The sequence below is a fragment of the Micromonospora sp. IBSANI012 genome (assembly GCF_052814045.1).
The window spans coordinates 3,987,004-4,013,149 of the sequence record NZ_CP199933.1 but is presented as its reverse complement, the minus strand read 5'-3'; the positions used below and the strand labels follow the sequence as shown (position 1 = coordinate 4,013,149).

Sequence of the window (26,146 nt, the reverse complement as noted above, 5' to 3'; positions counted from 1 at the left end):
TCGCTCATCGGCGCCTTCGTCAACGTGAAAGCGCGTCGAGGACGTGGATGACGGCGCCATATACGTCCTCCGGATGCGTAGCGGTTGCGGCGACCTTCTCCAGCCGCATAACAGCGGCCTGCACAAGGGGGTCGGTGACAGCCGCACCCAGATCGTTGAGGCGACTTGCGTCGGTGCGCAACTGCGTCAAAGCATCCTCGAAAGCTGCGGTCGAAGGTTGTTCGTTAACAACCAGGTCGCCCTGCCATGGAAGGCTTCGGTCTACATTGTAGGGCTCAGGCGAACCCCGGCTTTCAGGAATTCTGGAACCCTCTAGTGCCGGTATGGCAGACCTAGCTACGGGCTGGAAAGAAAGGGCTTGCTGCACGATTGACCTAGCCACCGGAACCGACCGCATGACAGGCATGCGGAAGATTCCTTGCAGGAAGGCGCAGATTACCTCCAGCACATAAAGGCGATACTCAACCTGGCGTGGCAACAGTGGCCTTCGCCTTACGACATACCTGCTTCCGAGTGCGACCACGATGGCTGTACTATATCCTGCGACCACCGTAGGTATGCCGTGCACGCCGACGTTGTCAAGCAAGTATGAGACTGTACCGCCGAGTGCTAGAGCGCTGGAGACCTCGATGGCGCGCGCTGCCTCCGTCTCCACACCTCGTCGGTGGAGATCGAGCGCGTTTTCCTCGTGCTTTCTGATTTCCTCTCTGAGCCACAGTCGTGCCAACTCAAGATCCCGCTCCCGGGATCGACTCACTTCCAGCCTCTGCAGAAATAGCTCCGCCACCATCAATCCGAGCTGCTTCGCGTCTAGAGGCTTGAGTTCATCTGCGTCCAAGGCCTCGAAAAGGTCACGCCCTTTCTCTGAAAGTGCCGCCTTGCGTACCCAATGCGCTATACGCGTCTTGATGTCGACCGAGGATATTCCGAATCTCGGGAACTTTCCGTATATGAAGTCCTCTGTCCTGGCGCTGCCGCTCGAAAGAAGTCCTTTCGGCGAGGCCTCGCCCGGTACTCGTATCTCCTGCATAATTTCCCAGAGCTCGCAGGCGGCTAGTTGAGCTTCCCGGGATTCGTGGGCATGCGGGTAGATGGCGATCTGGAGGGACTCCTCCATGAGTGTCTTCACTATCTGGCGTCGTGCCTTGCGCCATTCAAGAAAGCGAATTGCCCGCCAAATTGCGGCCGGCGCTCGGGTCGGCATTCGGGAAGGGTCGAAATCCACCGAACTCCCTCATTTTAATTTGGTGCCCAGCGGCACGCATCGCGTCGGAGGCGTTCTAGCGCCGTGAAGCGTTCCGCCGGAAGCTAGTGTGGAGTCACAATCTGTGCCAGCGGGTTGTCGTATAGCCGACGCGATGTTGCGTAGATCAGTGGCCTCACCAAGTCTCTCCCTGCGGGCCCGCACTCCGCCGTGCTGGTCGCCGGCTGGTCGGAGTGCACGAAGACCGGCGATTCGGACGTAAACTCCTCGCTTCACAGTCGCTTGGCAGCGTCGGTTGATGACGTAGCCGGTCAGCCAGGCCCAACCGGCGTACGTCGGACGGTCGCAGACCGAGATGACGCGGAAGGCCGGAGCTGCGCGCCGAGCTGTCGGCCGAGGCGGGGCCGGTGCTGCTGAACGACGCGGCGGTGCTGGCGCGGTACCGGGCGATTGACCGGCTCTATGAGCTGGCCGACGCGGCGCGTGGTGGGGCCGGTGACGTGTGGCTGCTCTGCCCGATGGAGGACCCGTCGCTGCTGCCCATGCTGGACGGTGCGGTGGTGCGGGTGGGCGACAACGAGTGGATCGCCCTACCAGACGCCTGGGTCGTCAACGCTCACCGCAGCGCCCTCGTCACACCGTGACCTATGCCCGAATCGCAATGGCGTGCCCGCGGTCGTCCGTGAGGATCTCGAAGAGGGCGCGGTTTTCGGCGAGCAGGGTCTCCTGAGCGCCCGTGAGGCGGTCGGTCACCTCCAACTCGCAACGCGCAATTTTGGTGTTGAGGCAGTGCTTCACCCCGCCCGGTGGATTCGAGTACGCCAGGCTGACGAACGCCTCGGCCGGTGCCTCGATACGCCCCCGAATCCGCGTCGAACGGGATTGTGAGGCGAAGTCCCAGGCGAAATACCGGAAGCGGCCGGTCGCCCGGATCCCTTGCCACAGCGAGACCAGGGAATGCTCCTGGCCTCGGTGGCGCAACACCAGCAGGGTCACCATCGGCGGGTTCAGCGGGCCGATTCGGTTACTCGCGGTGGCCACCTCCAGGAAGCTGTCCGGCGCGTCGTCGAAGCCGGCGACCTGACCGAAGGCGTACCGGTCGGTGTGGCGGGTGCCCCAGTTGTGGTTCTGACTGCCCACCCAGCCGTCCACCTTGATCCGGCGCTCGCCTACGACCAGTTCGCCGTCGTAGCGGGCTAGTGGGTTGCCCACAAGGCTCTTCGCCTTCGGAAAGCCGCCGCGGTACAGCCGTGGCGGCAAGAGGTAGAGCGAGGGCTGGTCACTGGCAAACGTCAACTGCCAACGCACGTCGTCCGCCGCGCCTGCCAACGCCTCAGGTCCCAACGTCGCGTCCCCGATCCGCACCGAGAACGCGCGCCGATCGAAGTCGCATTCGGCAATCGGGCGTTCCTGTTTCCCCACGACGTGCTGCCCGGTCTCACCGTCGAACAGGACGAACCACAACTCGCCGATCGCGTCGGCCGGACGACCTGCCGGGCTGAAGATCGTGTAGCGGATCCAGAACGCCAACGGCCGCGTGGGATGGTTGGCCCGCTGGTAGAAGCTCTCGTAGTGACCGGCGAGCTGGCCTGGCTCGTACTGTGCCCAGTTGACCTGCTGCGCCACCAAAGGGTCCGGCCGCATCAGTCGCTTCCTTTCGATGGGCGTCAAGCGAACAGCGACATCAGCGCTGTCTGCTCCGGTGTCAGGCGCAGCGGCGAATCCGAGCCGGCGGTCGGGAAGATCTGAGCGGCTTCGAGGTCGTTCCTGCGGATGCTCGTCGCCGTGCCAACCTTGACGCCCCTGCCGTTCAGGGTCTCCAGTAGGCGGCGGGTGTTGAACAGGTACGCCGCGGATATCCGCCACTGATGGTGCTGGACTGCGCCGAGCGGTCGTCGTGGCCCGCTGAGGACCAGGTGGAGGTTGCACGGATGCGGGCTGATGTCGATGCCTGTGAACGCGTCCCCGTAGGTCTTGACGTTGACCGTTTGGCCGGCGAAAGGCCCGGACCTGAATGTGCCGTCGTGGCCGGCCTGGGTCGCGATGCCGGCGAGGTCGATGCCGAACACCTGCGCGGCGATGAACTCGCCGATGTCGCCCTGCCGGACCGATCGCCCGGTCAGCTTCGCGATCCTGGCGTCAAGGTCGTCGCGGGCGCGCAACAACGCCGCGAGCTGATGCAGGTCACCGGTCACGCCGCTGATTCTTCGCGTTTCGCATTGGCTTCGCCAGTGCCCCATCGCTAGGTTTTCGTCATGACGACCTCTGCACGGGAGCGGGTTGCCGCCTTCTGGGACGCCCACATCGCGGCGTGGCTCAAAGGTGAAGACCAACTACCGCCACGGCTGTCGGACTGGTTCGGCTCCTATGTGGGCGTCGGTCCCGGCGAAGTGACCCGTGAGGGTTTCCCGGAGCCGTATCACGGTGACCTCCTCGGCCTGGAGCACACACCGCGGATGGTGGTGCTCGGGCTGAACCCCGGCGAGTTTCGCTCCCGCTTTCAGGCGCGGGACGGCATCTTCGCGAGAGAGATCGAGCAGCACGGCTCGTACAGCAAGTGGGCGACGACGTGCCCCTACAACCGCCCGCCCTGGACGCGCCCAGACGAGATGGGCCGTAACCGTTACTACCAGGCGCGCCTCCAGTTCACCCGCAACTGGCTCCAGGAGCCGGGCGCCGACCATCGCGACCTGTTGATCTTCGAGTGCTACCCCTGGCACTCGAGATCCATCACGGCGCCCCTGCGGCCGCCGCCCAAGGACATTGAGGAGTTCGTGTGGCAGCCGATCGCGGAGCTGCCGGTGCAGGACGTCTTCGCCTTCGGCAAGCCATGGGATGCTCTGGCGGGCGCGCTCGACCTTCGGATAACGGGAGAGCTGGGATGCGGCGGCACCGACTACGGGTCGAAGGTGCCCAGCCGGGCGGTGCGAACGTACCGGCTACCCTCGGGGCAGCGGCTGGTCGTTGAGTGGCACGCCGGCTCGGCTGGGCCGCCGAGCGCAAAGGAGACTGCCCTCCTTCGCGCCGCACTCGTCGGGCCGTCGGGCGACGGCCAGAGCGAAGGAATGACGCCCCGTCCCAGAGCGGGGGCCTCCAGCGATCCGCCCCTCACTCCGGCCTCTCCGGAGCAACCGTCGACATGACCATCGCCAGCGACACCGTCGTCACCGCCAGGCGGATCGACAAGCTCGGTCAGTACATGGCTGAGCATGTCTTGGGACCATCCGGACAGTGCGTCTGCCCGAGGCTCGGCAGCTGCCGGCAGAGCGTCCTGGGCGGACGCCACGCGGCTTCCCGACCGGACGCTGCGTTCGCCGCGGGGCAGCTGTCGCACGTCGGTCACCACTTCGACCTGATGATCAACGGGGTGCCGACGCGCACCCTGGTCATCGCTATGGAGACCGGACGTACGCGAGAGGGCGTGACGCTCAAGGAGCGCCACGCCGAAGTGATGCAGTCCGCCAGCCTGGCGTTCACCGCACGGAACCCGCATATGCGCGGTGTCACCAGCGCCTTGCGGCTCGCCGTCGGGCGTGACCCTGGGGCCGATCGGGACGGCGAACACCTCCGCCTGGAAGGCGCCCGTTCCCCAATACACCTCTTCGATGCCTATGCCATGGCAAACATGCGGCTGTGCTCCGCCGTTGTCAACGGCACGACCAAGTCGCTGGGTAACGCGACGATGAGCCGGAACTGTGCCCCTCACATGGCAGCGACGATCACGATCCTCGAGCCGACCCTGTGCATCGTCCAGGGCGTCGAGGTCTACAAGGCGCTCACCGCGCTCATGAGCCGCCGCCGTCAGATTGCACCGCACCTTGAGCAGGCGCGAATCGCCGGCGTCGACACGCTCGTCGCCGCATTCACTCATCCGTCGGCCATGAGGTTGACCGACCACTGGGGGCGGCTGACCAGCGCGCCGTACCTGTACGGAACGGTCGTTCCGACGATCAAGGCCGCGCTGCGCTGGTAACGAGGCGAGCCGTTTCGACCGGCAATATCGACCGCAACGGAGATCAGGGGGCATCGACGGTCAGCCGCCGGGGTAGCGGCTCCACCAGTGCGGGTCGGTCGCCGGAACGTAATCGCCTCCGGACGGGCTGTCCTCGATTTCGGTGACGAAGTCGCGGGCCAGGGTGTCGGCCGCCCAGGCCAACTCCAGCCGGGACAGCCAGTCGACCGGAAGCGCGTCGGGCCCGTGCGTCGTACCCAGCAGCGTGCCAGCCACCGTCGCCACCTGGCCGCCGTCGTCGGCCGAGGCAGCCAACAAGAGCGCGTCGCGGATCGACCTCCGATCGGGGAAGGACAGGGCCACGTAGACCCCACCGGCCAGTGCGGACACCGCCTTTGCGTCGGGCGCGAGGCCAGCCAGCTCCGCCCGCTGGCCGGGCCGCGACCGGGCGGCAGCCAGTGCCAGAGCCAGCGACCGAACCGCCCCCTCAGATCGGTCCTCGTCAGCCAGAAGCACCCGGTCAACGGCGGCATCGAGGTGCTCACCTGAAGCCACCAGGCGAACGATTTCCACGCCGAGCCTGGCAGCGGCCAACGCTTCTCCGCCGTGGGTGAGTGCGGCGATGGCCGCGGGGTCCAGCGGAGGGCCCAGGGCGACCGGCAGGGTACGGGTGAGAGCGTGTGCCCCGATGCTCTTGCCGACAGGCTTGTCGATGGTGCCCATGGTCTGGCCCTGCAATGCCGCGACTGTGGCTGGCGCGGATCCGCGCCGCTCCGCCAACGCCGGCACCTTCGTCAGCCAGCCGTTCGGCCAATCCGCCTCGTCCCACAGCTTGACGCCGGGAATCTGCTGAATGGCAGCCCAGCGGGTGTAGGAGCGCCAGACAACGATGGGTGGAGAGGAGATCCCCTTGTGCATGCCGCGTACGTGAGCGCGGATCAGGCCGTCGATGGTGAAGCAGGCGAGTTGGCCGGCGCTGGTGGCCCGCAGGGTTCCGCTGACAGGCACGTTGCCGCCCGTCGCGCCGATCGCGTCACCGAGCATCAGCCCGAGCACGCAGCCCCGAGCGGTTGCGAGCTGTTCTGCCGTCACCTTGGTCATTTCGCGAATCATAGGGGCGGGTAGCACTGGAGCGTTTCGGGGCCGAGGTGCTGGTGGTGGGGCGGAGGCCGGCGAGCTGGACGTAGACCTCTCGCTTGGCGGTCGCCTGGCCGCGCCGGTTGATGACGTAGCCGGTCAGCCAGACCCAGCCGGCATACGTCGGCCGGTCGCAGACTGACACGACGCGGAACGTCAGGGCACGGTCGCCGGCGAACTGCACCGAGGCCCGGCCGTCGATGATCAGCAGGTCTCCGGGGGAGGGGCGCACGGCTACCAGCGGCCCTCGTTGGTGTGGTACTCCTGCGACGGCCGGCACTCCCGGGCGTGCATCGTCTGCCAGTCGCGCAGCGCCCGCTTGATCCGGTCGTTCTCCTGGCTGAGCAGGCGTACCTGCTGGTGCAGGTCGGTCAGCTCGTCGGCGACCAGGGCCTGGAACTCGCGTACCTGATCGGGGTCGGCGCCACGGCGGCGCGGGTCGAAGGTGCGGGTCCGCACCTCGTGTGGGGTCAACCGGGCCGGGCGACCGGTCCCGCAGAGCTGGCCACCTCGATACACCTGGGCCACGTCGATCCTCTCCTGTACAGGCGGGAGCGGGGAAGGTCCTTGCGGTGGGTCTGGAAGGGCGGGCCGTCCGCACGCCGGCCGCGGGCGGCCCGCCCGCTCCGCCGCCGCAGCTCTGATCAGCGGTACGACAGCGGAGCAGTCCGGTGGGTCGGGACGGGCACGCGCACCCGCCCCGACCAGGGGGATCACCTCTGTGCCTTGTTGCCACGCAAGGGGAGAGGCAGAAGCCAACTTAGCTGTCCCAGTCGTCTTAGTCAAACGTAGAGTTGTTGGCGGGTGTCCTTGCGTGATCGAATTGGCATGCCACGCAGGGGGAGTCATGCCGATTACCGCCGACTACATCCGTATTGCCGACGAGATCGTCGCCGACATCAGGGCGAAGAAGCTCAAGCCGGGGGACAAGCTGCCCTCGATCGCTCAGCTCGCCGCGACGCACAAGGTCAGTCCGTCGACGGTGAAGCAGGTCTACGTCCGGCTCGAAGCGCTGCGCGTGATCTGGCGACACCAGGGCAAGGGCATCTTCGTCAACGATCCAAAGCTCTGGATGCGGGAGCCGTAGGTAGCGACCCGTCGGCCAGAACGGGCCTTACGGGTACCTCCCGTCCCGTCGACGGGACGACTAGAGTCATCGCGTGATCGACCGGAAGCTGCTCTTATCCGACCTGCAGAAGCAGGTCAAGAACCTGGAAAAGGACCTGCGGGAGCAGGCCGAGTCGGTCGAGGAGGTGCGCCTCCGGCTGCGTGGCGAGTACGACCAAGCATTCAAGGTCGGGCGTACCGCCGCCACCTGGGCGGCATGGCGGGACGAGCGGGTCACCCAGGTCGCCGTCGCATGGGTGCTCGGCACCGTCTTTGTACGCTTCTGCGAGGACAACGGGCTGCTGGCCGAGCCGTACGTCGCGGGGCCGGGGGACCGGCTAGTGCTGGCCGAGGAGGCCGAGGCGCAGTTCTTCCGGGACCGGCCGGACGAGACGCTGCGTGGCTGGCTGCTCGAAGGCTTCGACGGAATCGCCAGCACCCAGGCCGGCCGGTCGCTCTTCGACCGGCGACACAACCCGCTTTTTCAGATCCCGCTGTCACATGACGCGGCCAAAGAGCTTATCGGCTTCTGGCGCCGGCGTAGCGAGAGCGGCGGCCTGGTGCACGACTTCACCGACCCGAAGTGGGACACCCGCTTTCTCGGCGACCTCTACCAGGACCTGTCCGAGTACGCGAAGAAGACGTATGCGCTGCTCCAGACGCCGGAGTTCATCGAGGAGTTCATCCTCGACCTGACGCTCACCCCGGCGATCGACGAGTTCGGCCACGACGTGGTGAAGATGATCGACCCAACGTGTGGATCGGGCCACTTCGTCCTCGGCGCGTTCCACCGGCTGTTAGAGGAGTGGGAGGAGCGCGCCCCCAACCGCGACCCTCACGAGCGGGTACGCCTCGCCCTGGACGCCGTGAACGGCGTCGATATCAACCCCTTTGCGGTAGCCATTGCCCGCTTCCGCCTCCTGGTCGCCGCCCTCCGCGCCTGCGGCATTAAAACTCTTGCGGACACGGCTGGCTATGCCTTTCCTCTGCACTTGGCCGTAGGTGACTCCCTTATCAAGGATCGGCAACTCGACCTCTTTGCCGAAACGGATAGCTTGGCTGGCTTCCACTACGCGACCGAGGATGTGCATGAGCACCGCGGCATCCTCGAAGATGGTCGCTATCACGTCGTGGTAGGTAATCCGCCCTACATTGCGGTGACCGATAAGAACCTGAAGGAACTGTACCGTCAGATCTATTCAACCTGTGTCTCTACCTACACTCTTGCTGTGCCCTTCGCGCAACGCTTCTTTGAACTGGGTAGACAGGCACAACCTGATCAATCTGGCGCAGGCTACGTGTGTCAGATCACCTCGAATGCCTTCATGAAGCGCGAGTACGGCGAAAATCTGATCAAAGAGTTTTTCGGTCACAAGATCGAACTGACGCATGTCATTGACACATCCGGCGTCTATCTTCCTGGCCACGGTACACCCACTGTAATTTTGGGAGGCCGGAGCAGAAGCGTCGGCCAAAGATCTGTCGTGCGAACCGTCCGGAGTGTCCGAGGCGAGCCGAAGCCGCCGGCTGATGCGGCAAGAGGCCTTGTGTGGCGCGCCATCGTTCAGCAAGTCTTCTCGCCCGGTTCCTCTAGCGAATGGGTTACTGCGGACGACCTTGATCGTCAACGATACTTCCGGCGCTTTCCTTGGATATTGCAAGACGGCGGTCTTGAGCTGGTCGAAGAGATTGGAGCAGCGTCAGCCCGACGGTTGGTGGATGTTGTAGATGTTATCGGTAGGACTACCCACACCGGCTTGGATGATGCCTTCTTCCTTCCGCCTGCTGCTGCGCGGACGACTGGAGTCGCCCCTGAATCTGCACCCTTGATTCGCGGTCCGGGTGTTCGCGACTACGTGGCGGAATCGGACACGGTGGCTGTCTTCCCGTATGACGAGGCGGGTAATCGCGCCGATTTCGGTGAGGCTGCCTCCCGGATGATGTGGTCTAATAGGACCGTACTGCGGAGGCGGGTTGACTTCGGAAAGACGCCCGAGGAACGCGGCTTGCGGTGGTTCGAGCACAGCATGTTCTTTGCTTCACGGTATGCTGCCTCGCTATCGGTGTGTTTTACCGATCTAGCGTCCCATGGTCACTTCGCATTCAATCCTGGTGGGAGTCTATTTGACAGAACGGCACCCGCGATCAAGCTGCCTCGGGGCGCTGAAGAGGATGCCTATCTAGGCTTGTTGGGGATCCTGAACAGTTCTTCGGTTTGCTATTGGCTCAAGCAGCTCTGTTATCCGAAGGGCGGGGATCCAATTGGAGATGATGGAGCGCGTGTTAGCGCGGAACAATGGCATGATCGCTATCAGTTCACTGCCACTAACGTTCAACGACTTCCGCTACCGGACGCGTACCCCTTCGACCTGAGCCGGACGATCGATGGGCTGGCGCAGCGGCTCGCTGCGGTGAGGCCGGCGGCGGTCGCGGGTTCTGGGGTTCCCACCCGTGATCGGCTGGTTGCCGCTCGCGACGAGTGGCATGCGGTTCGGGCGCGGATGATCGCGTTGCAGGAGGAGTTGGACTGGCAGGTCTACTCGCTCTACGGGCTGCTGGACGAGGAGTTGACCGCGCCGGCCGAGTCGGTGCCAGAGTTGAAGCTGGGGGAGCGGGCGTTCGAGATCGTGCTCGCCCGCAACGTTGCCGCCGGTGAGGCGGAGACGCAGTGGTTCGCCCGGCACGGGTCGACGCCGATCACGGAGCTGCCGGCGCACTGGTCGGACGAGTACCGGGCGGTGGTGGAGCGGCGGATCGCGGTCATCGAGGGCAACCGCAACATCGGGCTGATCGAGCGGCCGGAGTGCAAGCGGCGCTGGGCCAGCGAGGGCTGGGACGCGATGCAGGCGAAGGCGCTGCGCGACTGGCTGCTCGACCGGTGCGAGGCGCGCGAGCTGTGGTACCAGCACGTCGACGGGTTGGAGCAGCCGCGTCCGCTGACCACCGCCCAGCTGGCCGATGAGCTGCGCCGCGACGACGACGTGCTCACCGTCGCCAACGTCTACGCGCCCGGTCAGGATCTGGGCAAGGTGATCGCCGACCTGGTCGCCGACGAGCACGTGCCGCACCTGGCCGCGTTGCGCTACAAGGACTCCGGGCTGGCCAAGCGCGCCGACTGGGAGCAGGTGTGGGATCTGCAACGGCAGGAGGACGCGCTGCCCGACGAGGCGGCGAAGCGGGAGTTCCGCAAGCAAATCCCGGTGCCGCCGAAGTACACCTCGGCGGACTTCCTCAAGGGCAGCTACTGGAAGCACCGGGGCAAGCTCGACGTACCCAAGGAGCGGTTCGTCTCGTACCCAGGTGTCAGCCGCGACGGTGACCCGTCGCTGCTGGTCGGCTGGGCCGGCTGGGACCACCGCGAGCAGGCCCAGGCCCTAGCCACCCTGATCGTCGCCCGCGAGCAGGAGGACGGCTGGGCCGCCGACCGGCTGTTGCCGCTGGTCGCGGGGTTGCGCGAGATCCTGCCCTGGGTACGCCAGTGGCACGGCGAGTTCGACCCGGAGTGGGGTGCTTCGCCGGCGGACATCTACGCCGGCTTCCTCGCCGAAACCACCAACCGCCTCCACCTCGCCGACGACGCGCTGACCTCGTGGCGCCCGGCCAAGGCCACCCGTGGCCGCAGAGCAAAGCAGTGAACAGAGCAGCGATCGTCGCTGTGTACCCGTGCCCGCACCTCAGGAGTCGATGATGGATAACGAGATTCAGCTGATTAGTGACGGCGATGGGCTGGCGGTCATCGGAGATCCGACGGCCGTCGAACGCTTCCTCGTCTCCGAGGGGCTGCAGTCGAAGGACCTCGGACTACATCGGCTCGGACCTGCCCTTGGTAAGGCGGCGGGAGTCGCACAGGCAGGTTCCGAGATCGCCGCCAACTCGGGTCGCTGGATGAAATTGACTGCGGAGTCCGCGAAGGTCGCGGACAAGTTCCCGATGGTCACGAACTCGGTCTCCGGCAACGCCCATGCCACTCTGAGGGCGCAGAATGGCCAATTCGTCAAGAACCTCCAGTTCGTGAAGGGATCGCATCTGACCAACCCTGCGCTCCTGGCTGGCGCAGCGGGGCTCATGGCGCAGGTTGCGATGCAACAGAGCATGAAGGAGATCACCGACTATCTCGCCACGATCGACGAGAAGGTCGACGATGTGCTCCGCGCCCAGAAGGACGCCGTGTTGGCCCGCATGATCGGCGTGGGCTTCGTCATCGAGGAGTCGATGACCATCCGGGAGCAGCGGGGCCGGGTCGACGAAGTCACGTGGTCGAAGGTGCAGGGTGCGCCGGCGACGATCGCGGAAACCCAGGCGTACGCGTTGCGTCAACTCGATGCACTCGCGGAGAAGCTGGAGCGCAAGACCACGATCGGTGATCTCGCCAAGGCGGCCAAGGAAGCAGAGTCCAAGGGACAGGAGTGGCTCGTCGTCTTGGCTCGCTGCTTCCAGCTGCAGGACGCGATCGCTGTGCTTGAACTCGACCGGGTGCTGGACGCGTCGCCGGGGGAGTTGGACGGGCATCGCCTCGGGCTGAGGGCTGCCCGGCAGAACCGGCTGGAACTCATCTCCCGGTGCACCGAGCGCCTGCTGGCCCGGATGGACGCGGCTGCGGGCAGAGCCAACGCCAAGGTGCTGCTGAATCCGATGGACTCCCCGGCTGTGGTGAAGTCGAGCAACCATGTCTCGATCGCCATCGTCGAGTTCCACGGGCGGCTCGGGATCGAGGGCGATCGACAGTCATCGGAGGCGAGACGATGGACGGACGCGGCCAAGGAGGCGAGGGACAAGGCGCTCGAGACGGGAGCAGATGGCGTTGGTGCCGCCAGGCGCCTCGGCGACGAGACCCTCGGCCGAGCCAAATGGGCGACGGGCAAGCTCTCCAGCCGGATCGCCGAGCGAGCGCTCCGCCAGCGCGGGGACGACAAGGAAGAGTGAGTGGGCGCCGACCGTCAGCCACGCGGGCTCTCCGATGGGACTGCAGGCTCCGCCCGCACCATCGCTTGCGGTAAGCGCGATGTGGGACCTGCAACGGCAGGAGGACGCGCTGCCCGACGAGGCGGCGAAGCGGTAGTTCCGCAAGCAGATCCCTGTGCCGCCGAAGTACACCTCGGCGGACTTCAGCTCGACGTGCCCAAGGAGCGGTTCGTGTCGTACCCGGGTGCCAGCCGCGACGGTGACCCGTCGCTGCTGGTCGGTTGGGCGGGCTGGGACCACCGCGAGCAGGCCCAGGCCCTGGCCACCCTGATCGTCGCCCGCGAGCAGGAAGACGGCTGGGCCGCCGACCGGCTGCTGCCGCTGGTCGCGGGGTTGCGCGAGATCCTTCCCTGGGTACGCCAGTGGCACGGCGAGTTCGACCCGGAGTGGGGCGCCTCGCCGGCGGACATCTACGCCGGCATCCTCGCCGAGACCACCAACCGCCTGCACCTCACCGATGAGGCGCTGACGTCCTGGCGCCCGGCGAAGGTGACCCGCGGCCGGAAGACCCACCAGTAATCAGGGAGCAGGGCGTGCCGGCCGGCTGCTTGACCGGCACGGGCTTGGACCGGGGTCGCGCCGCCTGCGGCGCGACCCGGGAGTGGCGAAGCTTGTTACTGACAGGTTGGTGCTACGGGAGGCAGGATGGCGTCGCGGGGTCCCTCCGAATACCGCATTGTGCGGGCATTCCCGCCACAGGGAGAACTGCAGCGGTTCATCCTCGATCGACCGATGACGCTGCGCTGCTCGCAATGTCAGCAGACGAGCATGTCCAACTCAGTGGTGACCGTCGCCGGCAAGTGGTCCAAGTTGCTGTGCATCCGGTGTTACAGCCGGCCGGGCTCCGCGCGGGACGCGCCCGCGGCCAAGATGCGTCCTGCGAGAACGCCGCCCTCCGTCAAGAAGAAGGCGACACCCGCGAAGAAGAACTTGGCGCCGGCCGCGCGACAGTCAACCGAGTCACCGCTGCCGGTCGTCAGTCCGCTGCCTCGGGACATGATGTGGCTCGCTCGCTGCACCGCGGAGAGGCCGAGGGTGGAACGCTGTCGCCGGCCGAGGCGGACCTGCTCCGAAGGAGAAACGGTGAACCGGCGGGGATCGCCGCCGCGCGCTACGCCGAACTGCTCGTCGACACGCAGGCGCGTCTCGCTCGGCTGTCCGGTGACGATGAGACCGCAGAGCGATTGATCCTGACCCGGGACGCCCTGAGCGGTGTGTGTCAGGCAGCGGCCTTGACCTTCAAGAACACGTACCAGCGGGAACTGACGGCGGCAGAAGCTCCCACCCTGGCCCCTGACCCGCTGGAGACGCGAGTCATGCGGGAGGTCGCCGCCGACCTGTTCGATGCTGCCTGGGCCGGCGTGCTCAAGCGGCGAGAGTTGCCTCCACACGTGTGGGAACGGCCGACCCGCGACCTCTGGGCGTGGCTGAATGCCTACCAGAAAGCAAGCGGGGAAGCTCTGCCCGACTCGGTGCCCGGTCTACGTCAGATGGACGCCCCCGCGTTCGTTCGCTGTGCGCTTGACGACCTCGAAGGGCGGCAGCTCGAGGCGGGTTTGGCTCATGTCGCGGTGGCGGAGCAGTGGGTGGCTTGTGCTGGCGCCATCCTGTCGGCCTTGCAGGAGGCCCGGGACTCGGCGGAGAGCGAGCTTCGACGAGCAGTTCCCTCCGCTCGGGCCGATCTGGCTGCACGCCTGCGCCGGGCCGGGGAGGCATTGGCGCGGGGAAGCGCCCGGTGCCTGGAGGCGAGGTTGATCGTCGGCGGCTTCCACCTACGGGTTGCGCAGGTGTGTCGGGACGACTCCGTACGGCGGCTCCGAGCCGAGTGCCTCGCCGAGACGGTGACGGCGCTGGCTAAGAGTCATCCCGTGCTCAGTGGTCTGGTGGCAGCGGCTTGTCAAGAGCATCTAGCGGGCTGCGCTGACGCAGGTGTCCGCCACCCGTTCATCGCATGCGCTTCGGCGGTCAGGCAGGTGGTGCGGGAGCGCAGGAAGGAGGCGCCACCGGAGCCGGAGCCGGAACCGGAGCGGGAGCCGGAGCCGCAGGAGGAGCGCGAGCAGCCGTCAAAACCTGCCAAAAACGAGCCACGCCCGGCGAAGGACCCGGTCGAGCAGTCACCCGACGGCCACACCATCTGTCCGAGAGTCCTCAAGCAGACACCCACCAGGACCAAGCTGATGGTCGTGGCCGTCGAGACCTTCACTCGGCAGGGCGGCTCGTTTGGCTACGGCTGGGTGGACCAGAGCGGACAAAAGGGCCACGGGAGCGGTCAGGCGGTCAACGACCTGGATGAGGCGGTGCAGGCGTTGTGCCGGACCGCCCTGCGCCTCAGCGAGGAAGCGCCCAGCCTGCATCTTGTCAGCCGGCACCAGAGGGCGGTCAACGTCGTGCAGCTCGCGCTTCGCGCCGGTCAGGTGTTCACTGCATTGGACGCGCCGCTGTCCGATGACACTCGGAAGCAGTTGGACCGGCTCACCCGCCGACGGCGGCACGTCTCCATATCGGCGGAGGCGTGCGTTCGTCGCCACCAGGGCTCCGTGCAGGCGGAGGCACTGGCTCGGCGCACCATAGACTCCGAGCACACCACGGAAGAGCAGCACTTGGCAGGCGGCGTCGTCGTCCCGTCGCCGGCTGCTCCTGTCGGCGACCGGCTCACCGGGCCGGAGGACGAGAACGGCCCGGCCCGATGGCTGAACCTGGACGCACCCGAGAAAGCAGCGATGTCGTGGCGCGTCGCCCTGCACCGGGTGCACCTCGACGGGAAGTGGTGTCCGCTGCCGGACGGTCGCCTGTCGGACGAATCACCAGGGCGGCAGCTCCGCCTACACCTCAACCACGAGGCGCACCGTCAGTCCACCTTCGCGCCGGTGCAGCGTGTGGCACTGCGACGCCGCAACGGCCGGTGGGAGCTTGCCAACCTCGACTGGCCGACGGACATTGGCCCCGGCACCTTGGTCACCATCACCATGCACCCCGACCGGGACTTCGCCACCGCCTACACCACGCCGCTACTCCAGCCGGAGCGTATCGATGGCGTCGATTTCACCCACCGGTATGACCCGCGAATCGTGACCAGGGAGACCGCTCCTGGAGTCGACCAGTACGGCCGCGTGCCTGATCTCACCGACACGAGCTGGGTCCTGCACACGCTGCGCAAGCTCGGCTATCTGACCGAGGACGGGGAGGCAATCCTTGCTGAGAACGCACTCGTACAGAACTGCCTGAGACTGGGCTTGCCATCCCGGCGCGCGAACCGCATCCCGAAGGCGGTGGCGCAGCTCATTCGCGCTGGTTCCCTGTCCCGGGTCAACGGCAGCCTCGATCCCGATGGGCACCCGTGGTACCCGCCTCGTCCGGGATCCCGCCGAGTGCCGTTGCTGCGCTACGTTCCGCGGGTGGAGGCGGTAACGGCACCGCGCGACACCCTCAGTGAGTGGAATCCGCACCGACGCGCGCACCCGGTGGCTGGATTCCTCCGACGCCTGCCGCCGGGCGCGGAGGCATCTGCCGAGCAGGAGGACGCATACCGGGAGGCGGTCCGAGACGCAAGAATTGTGGAAAGTGGTCTTCCCAAGGGCCACACCTACGTGAAGCCCCACCAGCGCAAACGCTGAAGCTACGACGAGCAGATGGAGCTGCACGCCGTGGAGTGGCCGGAAGGGCTTTCGCCGTCAGGGCCGCCGAGATCGTGGACCGGGCGCTACCCGAGGCCTACACGTACGTGCGGCGGCATCACCGCGCCCGTTGACAAAACGAGTTGGGAGTAGGAACCGTGTCCGAATTGACTGAGGCGGGGCCCGGCACAACCTGGTGGACCGAGGCCGACATCGACGAGGTGACGGAGATGCTGGCGTCCCGTCGGTCACGACTCTGGCAGCTCGTCGCACCCGCGGATCTGGCCGCCTGGGTCTTCGCCGACTCTGCTCCGGCGCCACTGGACCCGCCGCCGGTCGATTTCGACGGCGACTGGTCGAGCGGCCTGGACGAGTCGGGACGCCAGGCATGGGCGCTGGCCGGCTGGGTGGCGCGGACAGTGGTGCCGGAGGCGGCGGACACGGCGGGCAGGTACTGGATCCTGTCCCAGTTGGACGACGTCTCTTCCAGTGTGCTGCGCCTGACGGTCGGGGTGCTGGAGATCCTCGGCCTGTACGAGTCCGGTGAGGCCGTCTGGCTGCGCGTGCACGCGGCACCCGTCGGCCTCGCCATGGAGACCGGTGCGGCAGACCTCGAAGAGTGGGGGCGGCGCGGCGTCGAGGTGCTGGAGGACGGTACGAAGACCCTCGCCGACGAGAAGCTCCTCCTGCGCTGTCCCGACCTCGACACCGCTCGCTGGCTGTTGCGGCAGCCGCCGGTCATAGCCGGTCTGCGGCTGCTGAGCTGTTGGGTGGCGGCGGGGCCGTACTCCTTCGAGGGCCGCTACCGGCCGGAGATCGTGGGACGGGCATGGCGGGCGTCCGAGTACATGCCCACCGACGGCTCCCAGGAAGCGTCGGACGCTGAGGTGGGTTTTGACCGGCCGTACACCGGTGCGACGGTGACCGCCGACCTGCCAGCGCAGCGGTCGTTCGACGCGGACGCCTACCGGGCCGGCGTCGGCGACCACGACCGGCTCTGCCGCTCGCTGATCGCCCACCTGGCCGCGTCGGGTGTCCGGGCCGGCGCCGGTCTCGCCGGAGTGAACGTCGACCTGGCGTGGCGGAACGCCGACGGACGGCAGTTCATCGCCGAGGTTAAGAGCGTGTATGCCGGCAACCAGGTCGAGCAACTTCGACTCGGCCTCGGCCAGGTTCTCGAGTACCGGCACCGCTTGGCGGCGCGCGGCGTGCCGGTTACGGCGGCCTTGCTGGTGTCGACGTGCAGCGACCCGACATGGCGGGACGTCTGCGGCGACAGCGGCGTCATCCTCCTGCCCGGCGACGACGAGCGGAGATGGACGGAGGCGCTCGGCGTGGTTGCCGGCTGACCGAAGGCCTCGCCGCAGCCGTAAGGCCAGGGCATCAGCGCCGAACGGACCAATTCCATGATCGGAACCTGGTCGCGCGCGATCTTGTTCGCCTCCGGGGTGGACCGTCATGTCGGGAAGTGCAAAGGTGTCTTCACATATCTCCCGCGCAGCGCACCTGCCGCGCCGGGGCTGGACATTTGTTGCCTGTTCGGCGCGGACGAGGAGAGGCCTTGCTGACGACCTCGGGCCAAGGTGATCACGCCTTCGACGAGCGCACGGACGAGGACACCGGAGCGCACCAGTCGCTCAGCGAGGGTGAGGTGCGGGAGTTCCGTCGCGCCCACCTGGCGAAGTCGGCGGCGAGCGACCTCCGGACGGACGAACTCGCTGCCGAACTCCGTCGGCTCTCCGGGCCGGGGTTGCCGCACCTTCAGCGCATGTTGAAGGTGCGTCTCGGTGCGCCCATGACTGTGGTGGCGCAGTCAATGCGGACCTGGCTGGCACGTGCGAACGAGTATGACGCGGCGAACGCTCTTCACAATGCGCTGCTCCATGGGGTTGGCGCCACCGCGCTCACCGCCGAGCTGACCGAGAGGGAACTCGCCGGGCTGCTGGAAGCAGAGCCGTCCCAGCTGGGGTTCCTGAGCGATGCCGAGATCCGGCATCCCTTGCTCGACAGCGGACAATTCGGATCGACCGCGAGGGTACGCGCCGCCATCTGGTCGTCCATGGTGAGCACTGGACATGCGGGCTCGGTCGCAGCGTTGGGCTGGCTCATCGCCGAACCGCCGGCGGCCTGGAGTGATGCCCAGCGACAGCTGCTGGTCAAGGGGTGGCAGCAGGTCCGGCAACGCCTTCCGCTGTTGCCGGAGCAACCCGCGCCGCTCAGCCGTCTCATTGATGTCGCGGCCGTACTGCAGTGGGACGGTGACTTGGACCTGACCGCGCCGGATGTGTCGGTGTCGACGGACGAAGCCGACGAGGTTGACTTCCCGGAGGGCGACCCGTCGAGCCCGAGTGTCCCCGGTGACGAGGTCGCGGCGCCACCGGAAGAGCTGACCGTCACGGCCGAGCAGTGTGATGCCGTCGAAGCCGAACTGGAGGACGTTCGGCGTGACGACCTTCCGGCGCTGGTGCAGGCGCTCGAAGCCGGTGCGGTGCCGCCGGATGCTGGACTCGATCGCATCGTCCGGCTTGCGCAGACCATCAAGGCCCTCTTCGAGCAGGTGGTTGCCATCACCGGCGGCGCTGTTCCGGTCACCCTCGAGGAGGCGCGGACGCGCCTCGACGACAGACTCGCGGCGGCGTCGACGCAGGATCTGCTGACCCGGATTCGTCGGCTCACCTCGCTCAGCGCGCCGGAGTACGCGAGCGCCGAGGCTGCTCAGGCCTCTCATCTCGCTTCGACGGTCGACGCTGACACCGACAGCGCTGTCCTGGCTGGTCTCGACGCACTGGTCAGCGCGATCGAGATCGGGCGGAGCGATCCAGCGGGCAGCGCCGAGCAGGCACGAATCGTCCAGACCGCACTTCCCCATCTGTCCGTCCTGGTCATGGTCGCGATGTCGGGCGCGCTGACGTTCAGTGACAAGAGCCAGGAAGTCGACGGACACCGCGACGACGAGGCCGACGAGCACGGACCCGAACAGGACGAGTCGCCGCCGGATCCGCCGCCATTCGACCTTTCGCCGCCTCCGGTTCATGAGCCTGTGGATGAGCCGGATGAGCCGGACGCGACAAGCCTCGAGGAGGTCATCGCCGGGCTCAATCTGACAGTGCCTGCTCCGGCCGGCGTCGACTCCACCCCTGAGCGCATGGCACCCCTGGAGGTCGTTGCAGGCGCAGACGCTGGTGTCGACACCGACTCGAACGACAGGGGCGAGTCAGTTCCGGAGGGGGAGGCTGACGTCCTGTACGCGTCACTGCTGCGCGACCGGCACCTCGCACTCGCTTCCTGGCTGCTGACGGCGCTCGACGCACCGGCACCGATCATCGCCGCACACCGGCTCGTCGCGTACGCAGCCGCGATGCGGACGTCGGCCGGAGCCAATGCCGCTGCCTTCGCCGATACCGTGCGTCAGCTCGATGCCGCTGCGCTCCGCGATCGCCACGACATCCAGATGCTGGTCTATGCTGCCTCGGTCCGTGCGGGACTGCTGTCGCCGACCGCGGGTGCGGCCGGACCACTGCGCGACCTGACCAACAGCATCGTGAAGTCCGGTCCCGCCGTCGAGGAACTCACCGAGGCGCTGCTCGGGGCCATCTACAACGGCGCCTACCTGACCGCGCGCAGTACCGACGCCATCGCGGAAGCCGCCGAGGCCGAGCAGATCCACGAGTCGCTCGCTCGTGAGGCCCGCGCCATGCTCCAGTCCGCGCCCTCGCGAACGATCCGATATCAGGCGGCCACCGAACTGTGGCAGGCGTGGATGGCTCCCAACGGTTACCTCGGCGCGCCCCTGACGGCCGTGGCCGATGGGTCCCGGAGCCCTGAACAGGTGAACCTCGTGCGGGATCGGGTCCGCGAGCTGCGTTCGAAATCGAGTCTGTCGGCTGCCCTCGACCGGGACACCCGCCGCGTTGCCGCCGGGAAACGCAACCGTGGAATTGAGGCGCGCGCACGGGACAAGATCCTCGACTGGACCAATGACGTCACCGACCTGCTCACCCGCTGGGTCGAAGCAACCGAGAGCCTGACCGAGACGGCAGCCGGCACCTGGATGGCTGATCCGATGGCCGACCTGAGGGTGCGGGTCAATGGGGTCCGCAGCCAGGCCGTCGAGCAGCTGCGGGCGCGAGCCAGGTCTGGAGACGTGATCAGGGACGCCGCCATCGAGACCGGGCTGGCGTTGTTGACCGAGTCGCTCGCGCTCCTCGACGGGTCCATCACCCTCAGCGGGGCGGAGGTGCCGGCCGACCGCCTCATCGGGAGCGCGCTCGCGTTGGCCCCGGACCTTCCGCTCACGGCGACGCTCGAGCCGGCCCGTGAGGTCACGGTCGGCGACGTCGCCGCTGCCGTTGAGGCCCTCCAGCGGGGAGCCGCTGGTTGGACCGAGGTGTTTGACCGGCGCGCCTCACGGCACGACCAGGTCGGAACACAGGTCCTCATCGACGCTCTACGCCCGTCCGACCCGCAACTGGCCCAGCGGCTCTCGGCTGCCCGGGACCGCGCTGTCATCGAGTCCACGGAGCAGCTCGACGCACGCGTCGCGAAGCTGGCCGGATCCATCGACTCCGACCGGCGGTTCGGGCGGATGACGGCTGACCAGTGGGCAGATCTCTCGGCGCGTGCCCGTGCGTACACCACGGGAGCGCGGGGGCTGCGACGGGACTTCGACGTCATGCTCCAAGACGTCGCAGAGCTCGAACAGGAGCGGGCGGAGGTGGTCCACGCGGCTATCGCCTCGGCGCGGCAGCAGCTCGAAGGGCACACGCTGGCCGAGGGAGTGCACTCCCGCATCGCCGGCCGCATCAACGAGGGTGACCTGACCACCGCCAACGAATACCTGGAGACCGTTCGCAGCGGACGGAGCCTGCCAGGACCGCGCGACGACGCCCAGCACCTGCACCTGTTCTACCCAACGTTCCCTACTTTGTTCGCCAGGTCCTCCGGCAACGCGCGAACCTCACCCCTGGTCGAGTTGCGGCGGGCCATGGACGACGGTCGGAACCCGGCCGAAGGAGCACTCGCCGAGGCTCTGACCGCCGCGAGGATCGACCTGTCCCAGAACGGCCGGCTCAAGAACGCGGCCAGTCGGATAGGGCAGTGGACCGCTCTGTCCGAGTCGAAATCATTGGACGCCAAGCTCGGCAACGTCAAGGCGGTTCTGGAGCAACTCGGCTTTTTCGTCGACATCGCCGACACGCCGAGCACCCGGCGCGGCCAGGCCTACGGCCGATCCTCCTGGATGCACTTGAGTGGAGTCCGAGCCACCGCGGGACGGGCCTTGATCCCCGCCTTCGGTAGCGCGATCAGCCCGTCCGGCAACAGCCTTCGAGTGCTCGCGGTGTGGCGTTCACCGACGGCGCCGGAACTGGTCGAGTTGCTGCGAGCTGAACCAGCCGACCACTCGGTCGTCGTGCTGTACTTCGGTGCGCTCGACCTGACGGCGCGTCGCGAGTTGGCACACGAGTTCCGCAACGGCCGCAAACTCCCGGTGACTGCCGTCGTGGACGAGGCCGCGTTCGCGTATCTCGTCGCGCAGCCGGAGCCCGGCCGCGACATCACCATGGCGATCACACTGCCGTTCACGTCCGCGACGCCGTTCACGCCGGACGTCGCCGGTCTGGTGCCACAGGAGATGTTCTACGGGCGCGCCGAGGAGCGCGACAAGGTCGTGGACATGATGGGTTCCTGCATCGTCTACGGGGGGCGCCAACTGGGCAAGTCGGCGCTGCTGCGGGCTGCCGCCCGCGAGTTCGACGACGGAGAAGTTCGGCACGCCGTCTATCAATCCATCTACCGCGTCGGGCAGGCGAACCCGGTCGACGCGGTGTGGACCGCCCTCTGGCCGCAACTGGCGGACAAGGGCATCGTCCCCCGGGACATCCCGTCCGGCGATGTCGCTCCAGTCCTCACCCAGCACGTCGCCAGATGGATATCCGGCAGGTCCGGGCGACAGCTGCTGGTGCTGCTGGACGAGTCGGACTCGTTCCTCGACGCCGATGCCACTGACGGCCGTTTCACGCACGTCACGCACTTCAAGGAACTGATGGAGGTGACCGGGCGGGCGGTGAAGGTGGTGTTCGCGGGGCTGCATCAGACGGCTCGGTTCGAACGGCTCGCCAACCATCCGCTCGCGCACTTCGGCGACCCGGTCTGCGTCGGACCTCTCGCGCCTCAGCCCGCCTACGACCTGCTCAGCCGGCCCCTGCAAGCCCTCGGCTACCAGTTCGTCAACCACGACGACGCCTCGCGCGTCCTGGCGCTTGCGAACAACCAGCCGGCACTGATCCAGCTGTTCGGGGCACAATTGCTGCGTGACCTGCGGCGTACGCCGCTGCCCGCCGGCGCCCCGCCTCAGAAGGTGACGCGGGACGACGTGGAAGCGGTCTGGGCTGACAGCTCCCTGCGCAACTCGTTCCGGAAGCGATTCGACTGGACCCTCAACCTCGACCCGCGATACAAGATCATCGCCTACAGTGTCGCGTTCCACGCGCACGCTCACGGTGCCGCAGCCTCCCTGACCCCTGCCCAGCTGCGCTCCGAGTGCGAGCAGTGGTGGCCCAAGGGCTTCGCTGCCGAAGACGTCCGCACCGGCGAGTTCCGGGCGCTGCTCGACGAGTGTGTCGACCTGGGGGTCCTGGCGTACGCCAATGGTGCTTACCGCCTGCGGACGCCGAACGTGCTGGACCTGCTCGGATCCCGTGACGAGGTTGACGAGTTCCTGGAACAGGCGGAGTCCACGCCGCTCCCGGAGAGCTTCGACGGCAGTTTGATGCGGCCGGCTTTCGGCAGGAGTGCGACGCGCGCCCCACTGAACTCACAGCAGATCGCGGACCTGCTCGCGGCCCGCAGCAAGGTCCGTTTGATCGCCGGGTCTGCGGCGCTGACCGTGGAGCGCTGCATCAGCGCGTTGAAGGCTGAGAACGACAACGCTGCGTCCGGCAGCCGTCGCAGCCACATCCGAGAGGCGACGGCGGCCTCTCTGCGCACCGCCTGCCAGCGAGCAACACTACGGGCGGCCGGGGGACACGCCGTGGTACTCGTTGATCTGACGACAGCATCGCTCGACAGCGCCCATGACGCTTGGCGGACGGCACGGGAGCTGATCGCCGCGCACTCCGGCGGCTCACTCGGGATCGTTCTGGTGACCTCGCCCGCGCAGGCGCCCCTGTGGCCCGTCGCGGCACGTGAGTCCGATGCATCCTCGGGGATCACGGGTCTGCGCCGGTATGACCGCACAGATCTGCGACTGTGGCTCACCGACACCACCTTGCCGTTCCAGGACGACGCATCCCGAAGCGAACTGCTCGCGGTGACGGGTGGTTGGCCGATCAATGTCAACAAGGTCGTCGAGGACCTCTCCCGAGACCAGGACGCCTACACGCGTCATGATCCACTCAGGCAGCTGCGCGCTCAACTGGCCGACCCGGCCAACGCCGAGGCGCTCGTTGTGTCTTCCGGGGTGCGCTCCGACAGGGTGCTGCGGGAGGCGTGGCGATTCCTGGTCACCGAGTTCGGTGCCGATCGCGCCGACGCCGACACCGTTGCCGACTACCTGGCCATGCACGGTGATTCGGGCGAGGCCGGAAGCGAATGGCTTGCCTCACCCCGCCTTCAAGAAGCGGGTTACCAGTCGGCGTTGGACGTCGTCGAGGTGATGCGTACCCTGGGGCTGCTCGTGAGCAACACGGAGGACGGTCAACTGCTCGTCGAGCCGGTGATGGCCGCCGCCACGAGGACCGCGCAGGGATGACGAAGGCGCCGCGGCAACTCCTCGACGTCCTGGTCAGTGAGGCGGCACGAGTCATTCTCCAGTCCCCTCCGTATGCGGGGCAGGACATCGACGTGGCCCGGTTCGCCTCCGCGAACGTCGCGCAGACACTCCTGTTCATAGCCCGGTTCGCTCCGCTGCGCGCCGAGCTGGCGCAGCGGTACAAGACCGAACTCGCCGGTGACGTCGCCCTGGTGCGACAGCTCGTCGACCCGGATGAGGCAGTTGCCGAGACAGCTGCCACGATTCTCGGTCAGGAGCCGTCAAGGGGCAGACGGTCCGTGACGAGAGCTCAGCGCATCCCCAAGCCGGCGGCGAGCGTGGAGGAGCGCCGCGCGGGGCGGGCGGCACGGGATCTGGCCGAGGCACGTACGGCTCGCGACCGGGCCCGCGGGCAGGTCGACTGGGCTGTTCGGGAGCGCGACGCCGCCCTCCAGGAGCTGAGCGCGGCCACCACCGACCGGGACGAGGCGCTTGCGGTCATCGAATCATTGCGCGCGGAGCTCGCCGCTGAGCGCCAACGCTCGGCCACCCTCGCGACGGATGTGGTGCGCGCCGCCGAACTCCTCGCCAGCGCGTTGCGGCCGATGGATGCGGTCGTGTCGCCGGACGCCGACCCCAGGGAACGGGAGATGCAGCTGGCAGGCGAGTCTGCTGACACATCGACCCTCGATCCGCGCCTCAACAGCCTGAGCGCGGCGCTGGCCGACGCCGGCATCACGGTTGAGGCGTTCCTCAACGTGCTGGACGTGATCCGGTCGCCTGTGCAGCCGGTGCCTGTTCGGTCGGCGACCACCCGTCAGCGGGAGATGTCGCTCACCCCACTGGGCGGCGGCACCGAGATCGGTGGCTCGTGCATGCTCGTCGAGGTTGGCGACGTGCGTATCCTCGTCGACGCCGGCATGCGCCCCAGACAGCCGCTCGATCGCGCTGGGCCGCCGGATATCGACATCGCGCGTTGCGGTCACCTCGACGCGATCGTGGTGACGCATGCCCACAACGACCACGCCGGATACGTGCCGGCGCTGACTGCCGAATTTGCCGACCTGTCCGTGTTCTGCACGCCAGAGACCGCGGCGTTGTTGCCCACGATGTGGGCGGACTCAGTCAAGGTGTTCGATCGAGCCGCCCGTGAGCGTTTGCCGTACAGCCAGTCGGCCCCGACACCGCCGTACGGTCAGACCGACGTCGTCGCCGCCCAGCACCGTCTCCGGTCAATCCCGTGCGGCAGAGTTGTTGAGGTCGCCGATGGCGTCACCATCGAACTCTTCCCGGCAGGCCACATTCTCGGCGCGGCCGGTGTCGTGGTTGCGGCTGGCTCGACCCGCGTCACGGTGACGGGCGATGTGTCCGACCTTGCTCAGGCAACGGTGCCGGGCCTCGTTGTTCCCCAGTCCGCTCGGGGATCAGACCTGCTTGTCATCGAGTCCACGTACTGTCAGCGGCGGTCCCACCGGGACGTGGAGGTGGAGAGCTTTCTCGCCACGGTGCTCGAGACGGTCACCTCCGGTGGGCGGGTGCTTGTGCCGGCATTCGCGCTGGGCCGGGCGCAGGAGGTGGCCATGACGCTGCGCAACCGTCTGCCCGACGTCCCGGTATTCCTCGATGGCATGGCCAAGCAGATCACCCGCATCTATGAGCAGCAGACCTCCGGTGGGCAACGCCCACTGCAGATCTACGGGGACCAGGTCCGAGAAGTGCCGCCAGATCAACGCCGTCAGCTCATCACGTCATTCCGACGGGGCGTCATTGTCACGACGTCTGGGATGCTCACCGCCGGCCCCGCAGTCCAATGGGCTCGATCAATCCTGCCTGATCCGAGTTCTGCCCTGTTGCTCGCCGGTCACCAGGACGAGGAGTCGCCCGGGGCGGCCCTGCTCCATCTGGCTGAAGGCCTCAACTCGACCTTCGCGCTCGATTCGCAGGACATCGAGGTCAAAGCGCGGGTAGCGAAATTCGGTCTGTCCGCGCACGCCGACCGGAAAGGACTGGCCTCCATCACCGACGATGTCGCAGCAACCCAGGTGATGCTGGTCCATGGTTTGCCCGGGCCGCAACGGGAGTTCGGCGACCACCTTACTCGTCGCGGTCATCAGGTCGTTGCCACCGACCGTTGGCAGTCTTGACCTGGGCAGGATCAGCCGGTAGAAGCCCTTGCCTCGACGAGTTAGGTAAACATCTCGGAGGTTCTTCCAACCGTGGTTTGCGCGGTTGGTGGTTGATCTCGGCAGACACCATCGTCACACACTCTTTCCGATCGGAGGTGGCGGGACGCCCTTGGCATCCAAATGGCGGCGGCTCAACATCACGCTGATCGACCGGCACGCACTCGAGACGTGGGTGTGGACGGGGAGGCCCACGACGGGGATCGTCGTGGGCTGACCCCGCTCATCACAACGTCA

At 67.1% G+C, this 26,146-nt stretch carries 16 protein-coding genes; 11 read left to right on the top strand and 5 right to left on the bottom strand.

Annotated features, from left to right (window positions below; translation table 11 throughout):
• Positions 1 to 19 precede the first annotated feature (19 nt).
• Positions 20 to 1,117, bottom strand: a complete 1,098-nt coding sequence (locus ACTWM8_RS18500) for a hypothetical protein (protein ID WP_446210125.1) — start codon at positions 1,115 to 1,117, stop codon at positions 20 to 22.
• Positions 1,118 to 1,611: 494 nt separating this feature from the next.
• Between ACTWM8_RS18500 and ACTWM8_RS18495 the strand changes: the two genes are divergently transcribed.
• Positions 1,612 to 1,848 (top strand): hypothetical protein, encoded by a 237-nt coding sequence (locus ACTWM8_RS18495; RefSeq protein ID WP_446210124.1) that lies wholly within the window; start codon positions 1,612 to 1,614, stop codon positions 1,846 to 1,848.
• Between the two features lies 1 nt (position 1,849).
• On the opposite strand, the gene ACTWM8_RS18490 is transcribed toward ACTWM8_RS18495, so the two are convergent.
• Together ACTWM8_RS18490 and ACTWM8_RS18485 are read right to left on the bottom strand one after the other, a co-directional pair.
• On the bottom strand, positions 1,850 to 2,830 hold the full coding sequence (locus tag ACTWM8_RS18490) for a hypothetical protein (protein WP_446210123.1): 981 nt from the start codon (positions 2,828 to 2,830) through the stop codon (positions 1,850 to 1,852).
• Positions 2,831 to 2,871: 41 nt separating this feature from the next.
• The gene (locus ACTWM8_RS18485; protein WP_446210122.1) at positions 2,872 to 3,399 is read right to left on the bottom strand and encodes a hypothetical protein; all 528 of its coding nucleotides are present in this window, start codon (positions 3,397 to 3,399) and stop codon (positions 2,872 to 2,874) included.
• Positions 3,400 to 3,459: 60 nt separating this feature from the next.
• On the opposite strand from ACTWM8_RS18485, the gene brig1 reads away from it, so the two are divergent.
• Positions 3,460 to 4,347: an anti-phage DNA glycosylase Brig1 gene (gene brig1 / locus ACTWM8_RS18480; protein WP_446210121.1), complete on the top strand. Its 888-nt coding sequence runs from the start codon at positions 3,460 to 3,462 to the stop codon at positions 4,345 to 4,347.
• Positions 4,344 to 5,177 carry a hypothetical protein gene (locus ACTWM8_RS18475; RefSeq protein ID WP_446210120.1) on the top strand — a complete coding sequence of 278 codons (834 nt, stop codon included), beginning with the start codon at positions 4,344 to 4,346 and terminating at the stop codon, positions 5,175 to 5,177. The genes brig1 and ACTWM8_RS18475 overlap by 4 nt, the downstream gene beginning before the upstream one ends.
• Positions 5,178 to 5,237: 60 nt before the next feature.
• Here ACTWM8_RS18475 and ACTWM8_RS18470 read toward each other — a convergent pair whose 3' ends face one another.
• Positions 5,238 to 6,257, bottom strand: coding sequence for an ADP-ribosylglycohydrolase family protein (locus tag ACTWM8_RS18470; protein WP_446210119.1), 1,020 nt, complete (start codon positions 6,255 to 6,257; stop codon positions 5,238 to 5,240).
• A 270-nt stretch (positions 6,258 to 6,527) separates the two neighbouring features.
• On the bottom strand, positions 6,528 to 6,821 hold the full coding sequence (locus ACTWM8_RS18465; RefSeq protein ID WP_446210118.1) for a DivIVA domain-containing protein: 294 nt from the start codon (positions 6,819 to 6,821) through the stop codon (positions 6,528 to 6,530).
• Between the two features lie 319 nt (positions 6,822 to 7,140).
• Here ACTWM8_RS18465 and ACTWM8_RS18460 point away from each other — a divergent pair, with 319 nt between their 5' ends.
• The 8 genes from ACTWM8_RS18460 to ACTWM8_RS18425 all read left to right on the top strand — a co-directional run bounded on the left by ACTWM8_RS18460 (position 7,141) and on the right by ACTWM8_RS18425 (position 25,870).
• On the top strand, positions 7,141 to 7,380 hold the full coding sequence (locus ACTWM8_RS18460; RefSeq protein ID WP_441165054.1) for a winged helix-turn-helix domain-containing protein: 240 nt from the start codon (positions 7,141 to 7,143) through the stop codon (positions 7,378 to 7,380).
• A gap of 73 nt (positions 7,381 to 7,453) precedes the next feature.
• Entirely contained in the window at positions 7,454 to 11,035 is a 3,582-nt protein-coding gene (pglX, locus tag ACTWM8_RS18455; RefSeq protein ID WP_446210117.1) for a BREX-2 system adenine-specific DNA-methyltransferase PglX, read from the top strand.
• Between the two features lie 52 nt (positions 11,036 to 11,087).
• Positions 11,088 to 12,323: a hypothetical protein gene (locus tag ACTWM8_RS18450; RefSeq protein WP_446210116.1), complete on the top strand. Its 1,236-nt coding sequence runs from the start codon at positions 11,088 to 11,090 to the stop codon at positions 12,321 to 12,323.
• Positions 12,324 to 12,533: 210 nt separating this feature from the next.
• A complete protein-coding gene (locus ACTWM8_RS18445) occupies positions 12,534 to 12,881 on the top strand; it encodes a DUF7008 domain-containing protein (RefSeq protein ID WP_446210115.1) in 348 nt (115 codons plus the stop codon).
• Between the two features lie 233 nt (positions 12,882 to 13,114).
• On the top strand, positions 13,115 to 15,976 hold the full coding sequence (locus tag ACTWM8_RS18440; protein WP_446210114.1) for a hypothetical protein: 2,862 nt from the start codon (positions 13,115 to 13,117) through the stop codon (positions 15,974 to 15,976).
• 158 nt (positions 15,977 to 16,134) lie between these two features.
• Entirely contained in the window at positions 16,135 to 17,325 is a 1,191-nt protein-coding gene (locus ACTWM8_RS18435; RefSeq protein ID WP_446210113.1) for a hypothetical protein, read from the top strand.
• Between the two features lie 212 nt (positions 17,326 to 17,537).
• On the top strand, positions 17,538 to 23,726 hold the full coding sequence (locus tag ACTWM8_RS18430; protein ID WP_446210112.1) for a hypothetical protein: 6,189 nt from the start codon (positions 17,538 to 17,540) through the stop codon (positions 23,724 to 23,726).
• Positions 23,723 to 25,870 carry an MBL fold metallo-hydrolase gene (locus ACTWM8_RS18425; protein ID WP_446210111.1) on the top strand — a complete coding sequence of 716 codons (2,148 nt, stop codon included), beginning with the start codon at positions 23,723 to 23,725 and terminating at the stop codon, positions 25,868 to 25,870. The genes ACTWM8_RS18430 and ACTWM8_RS18425 overlap by 4 nt, the downstream gene beginning before the upstream one ends.
• The last annotated feature ends 276 nt before the right edge of the window (positions 25,871 to 26,146 follow it).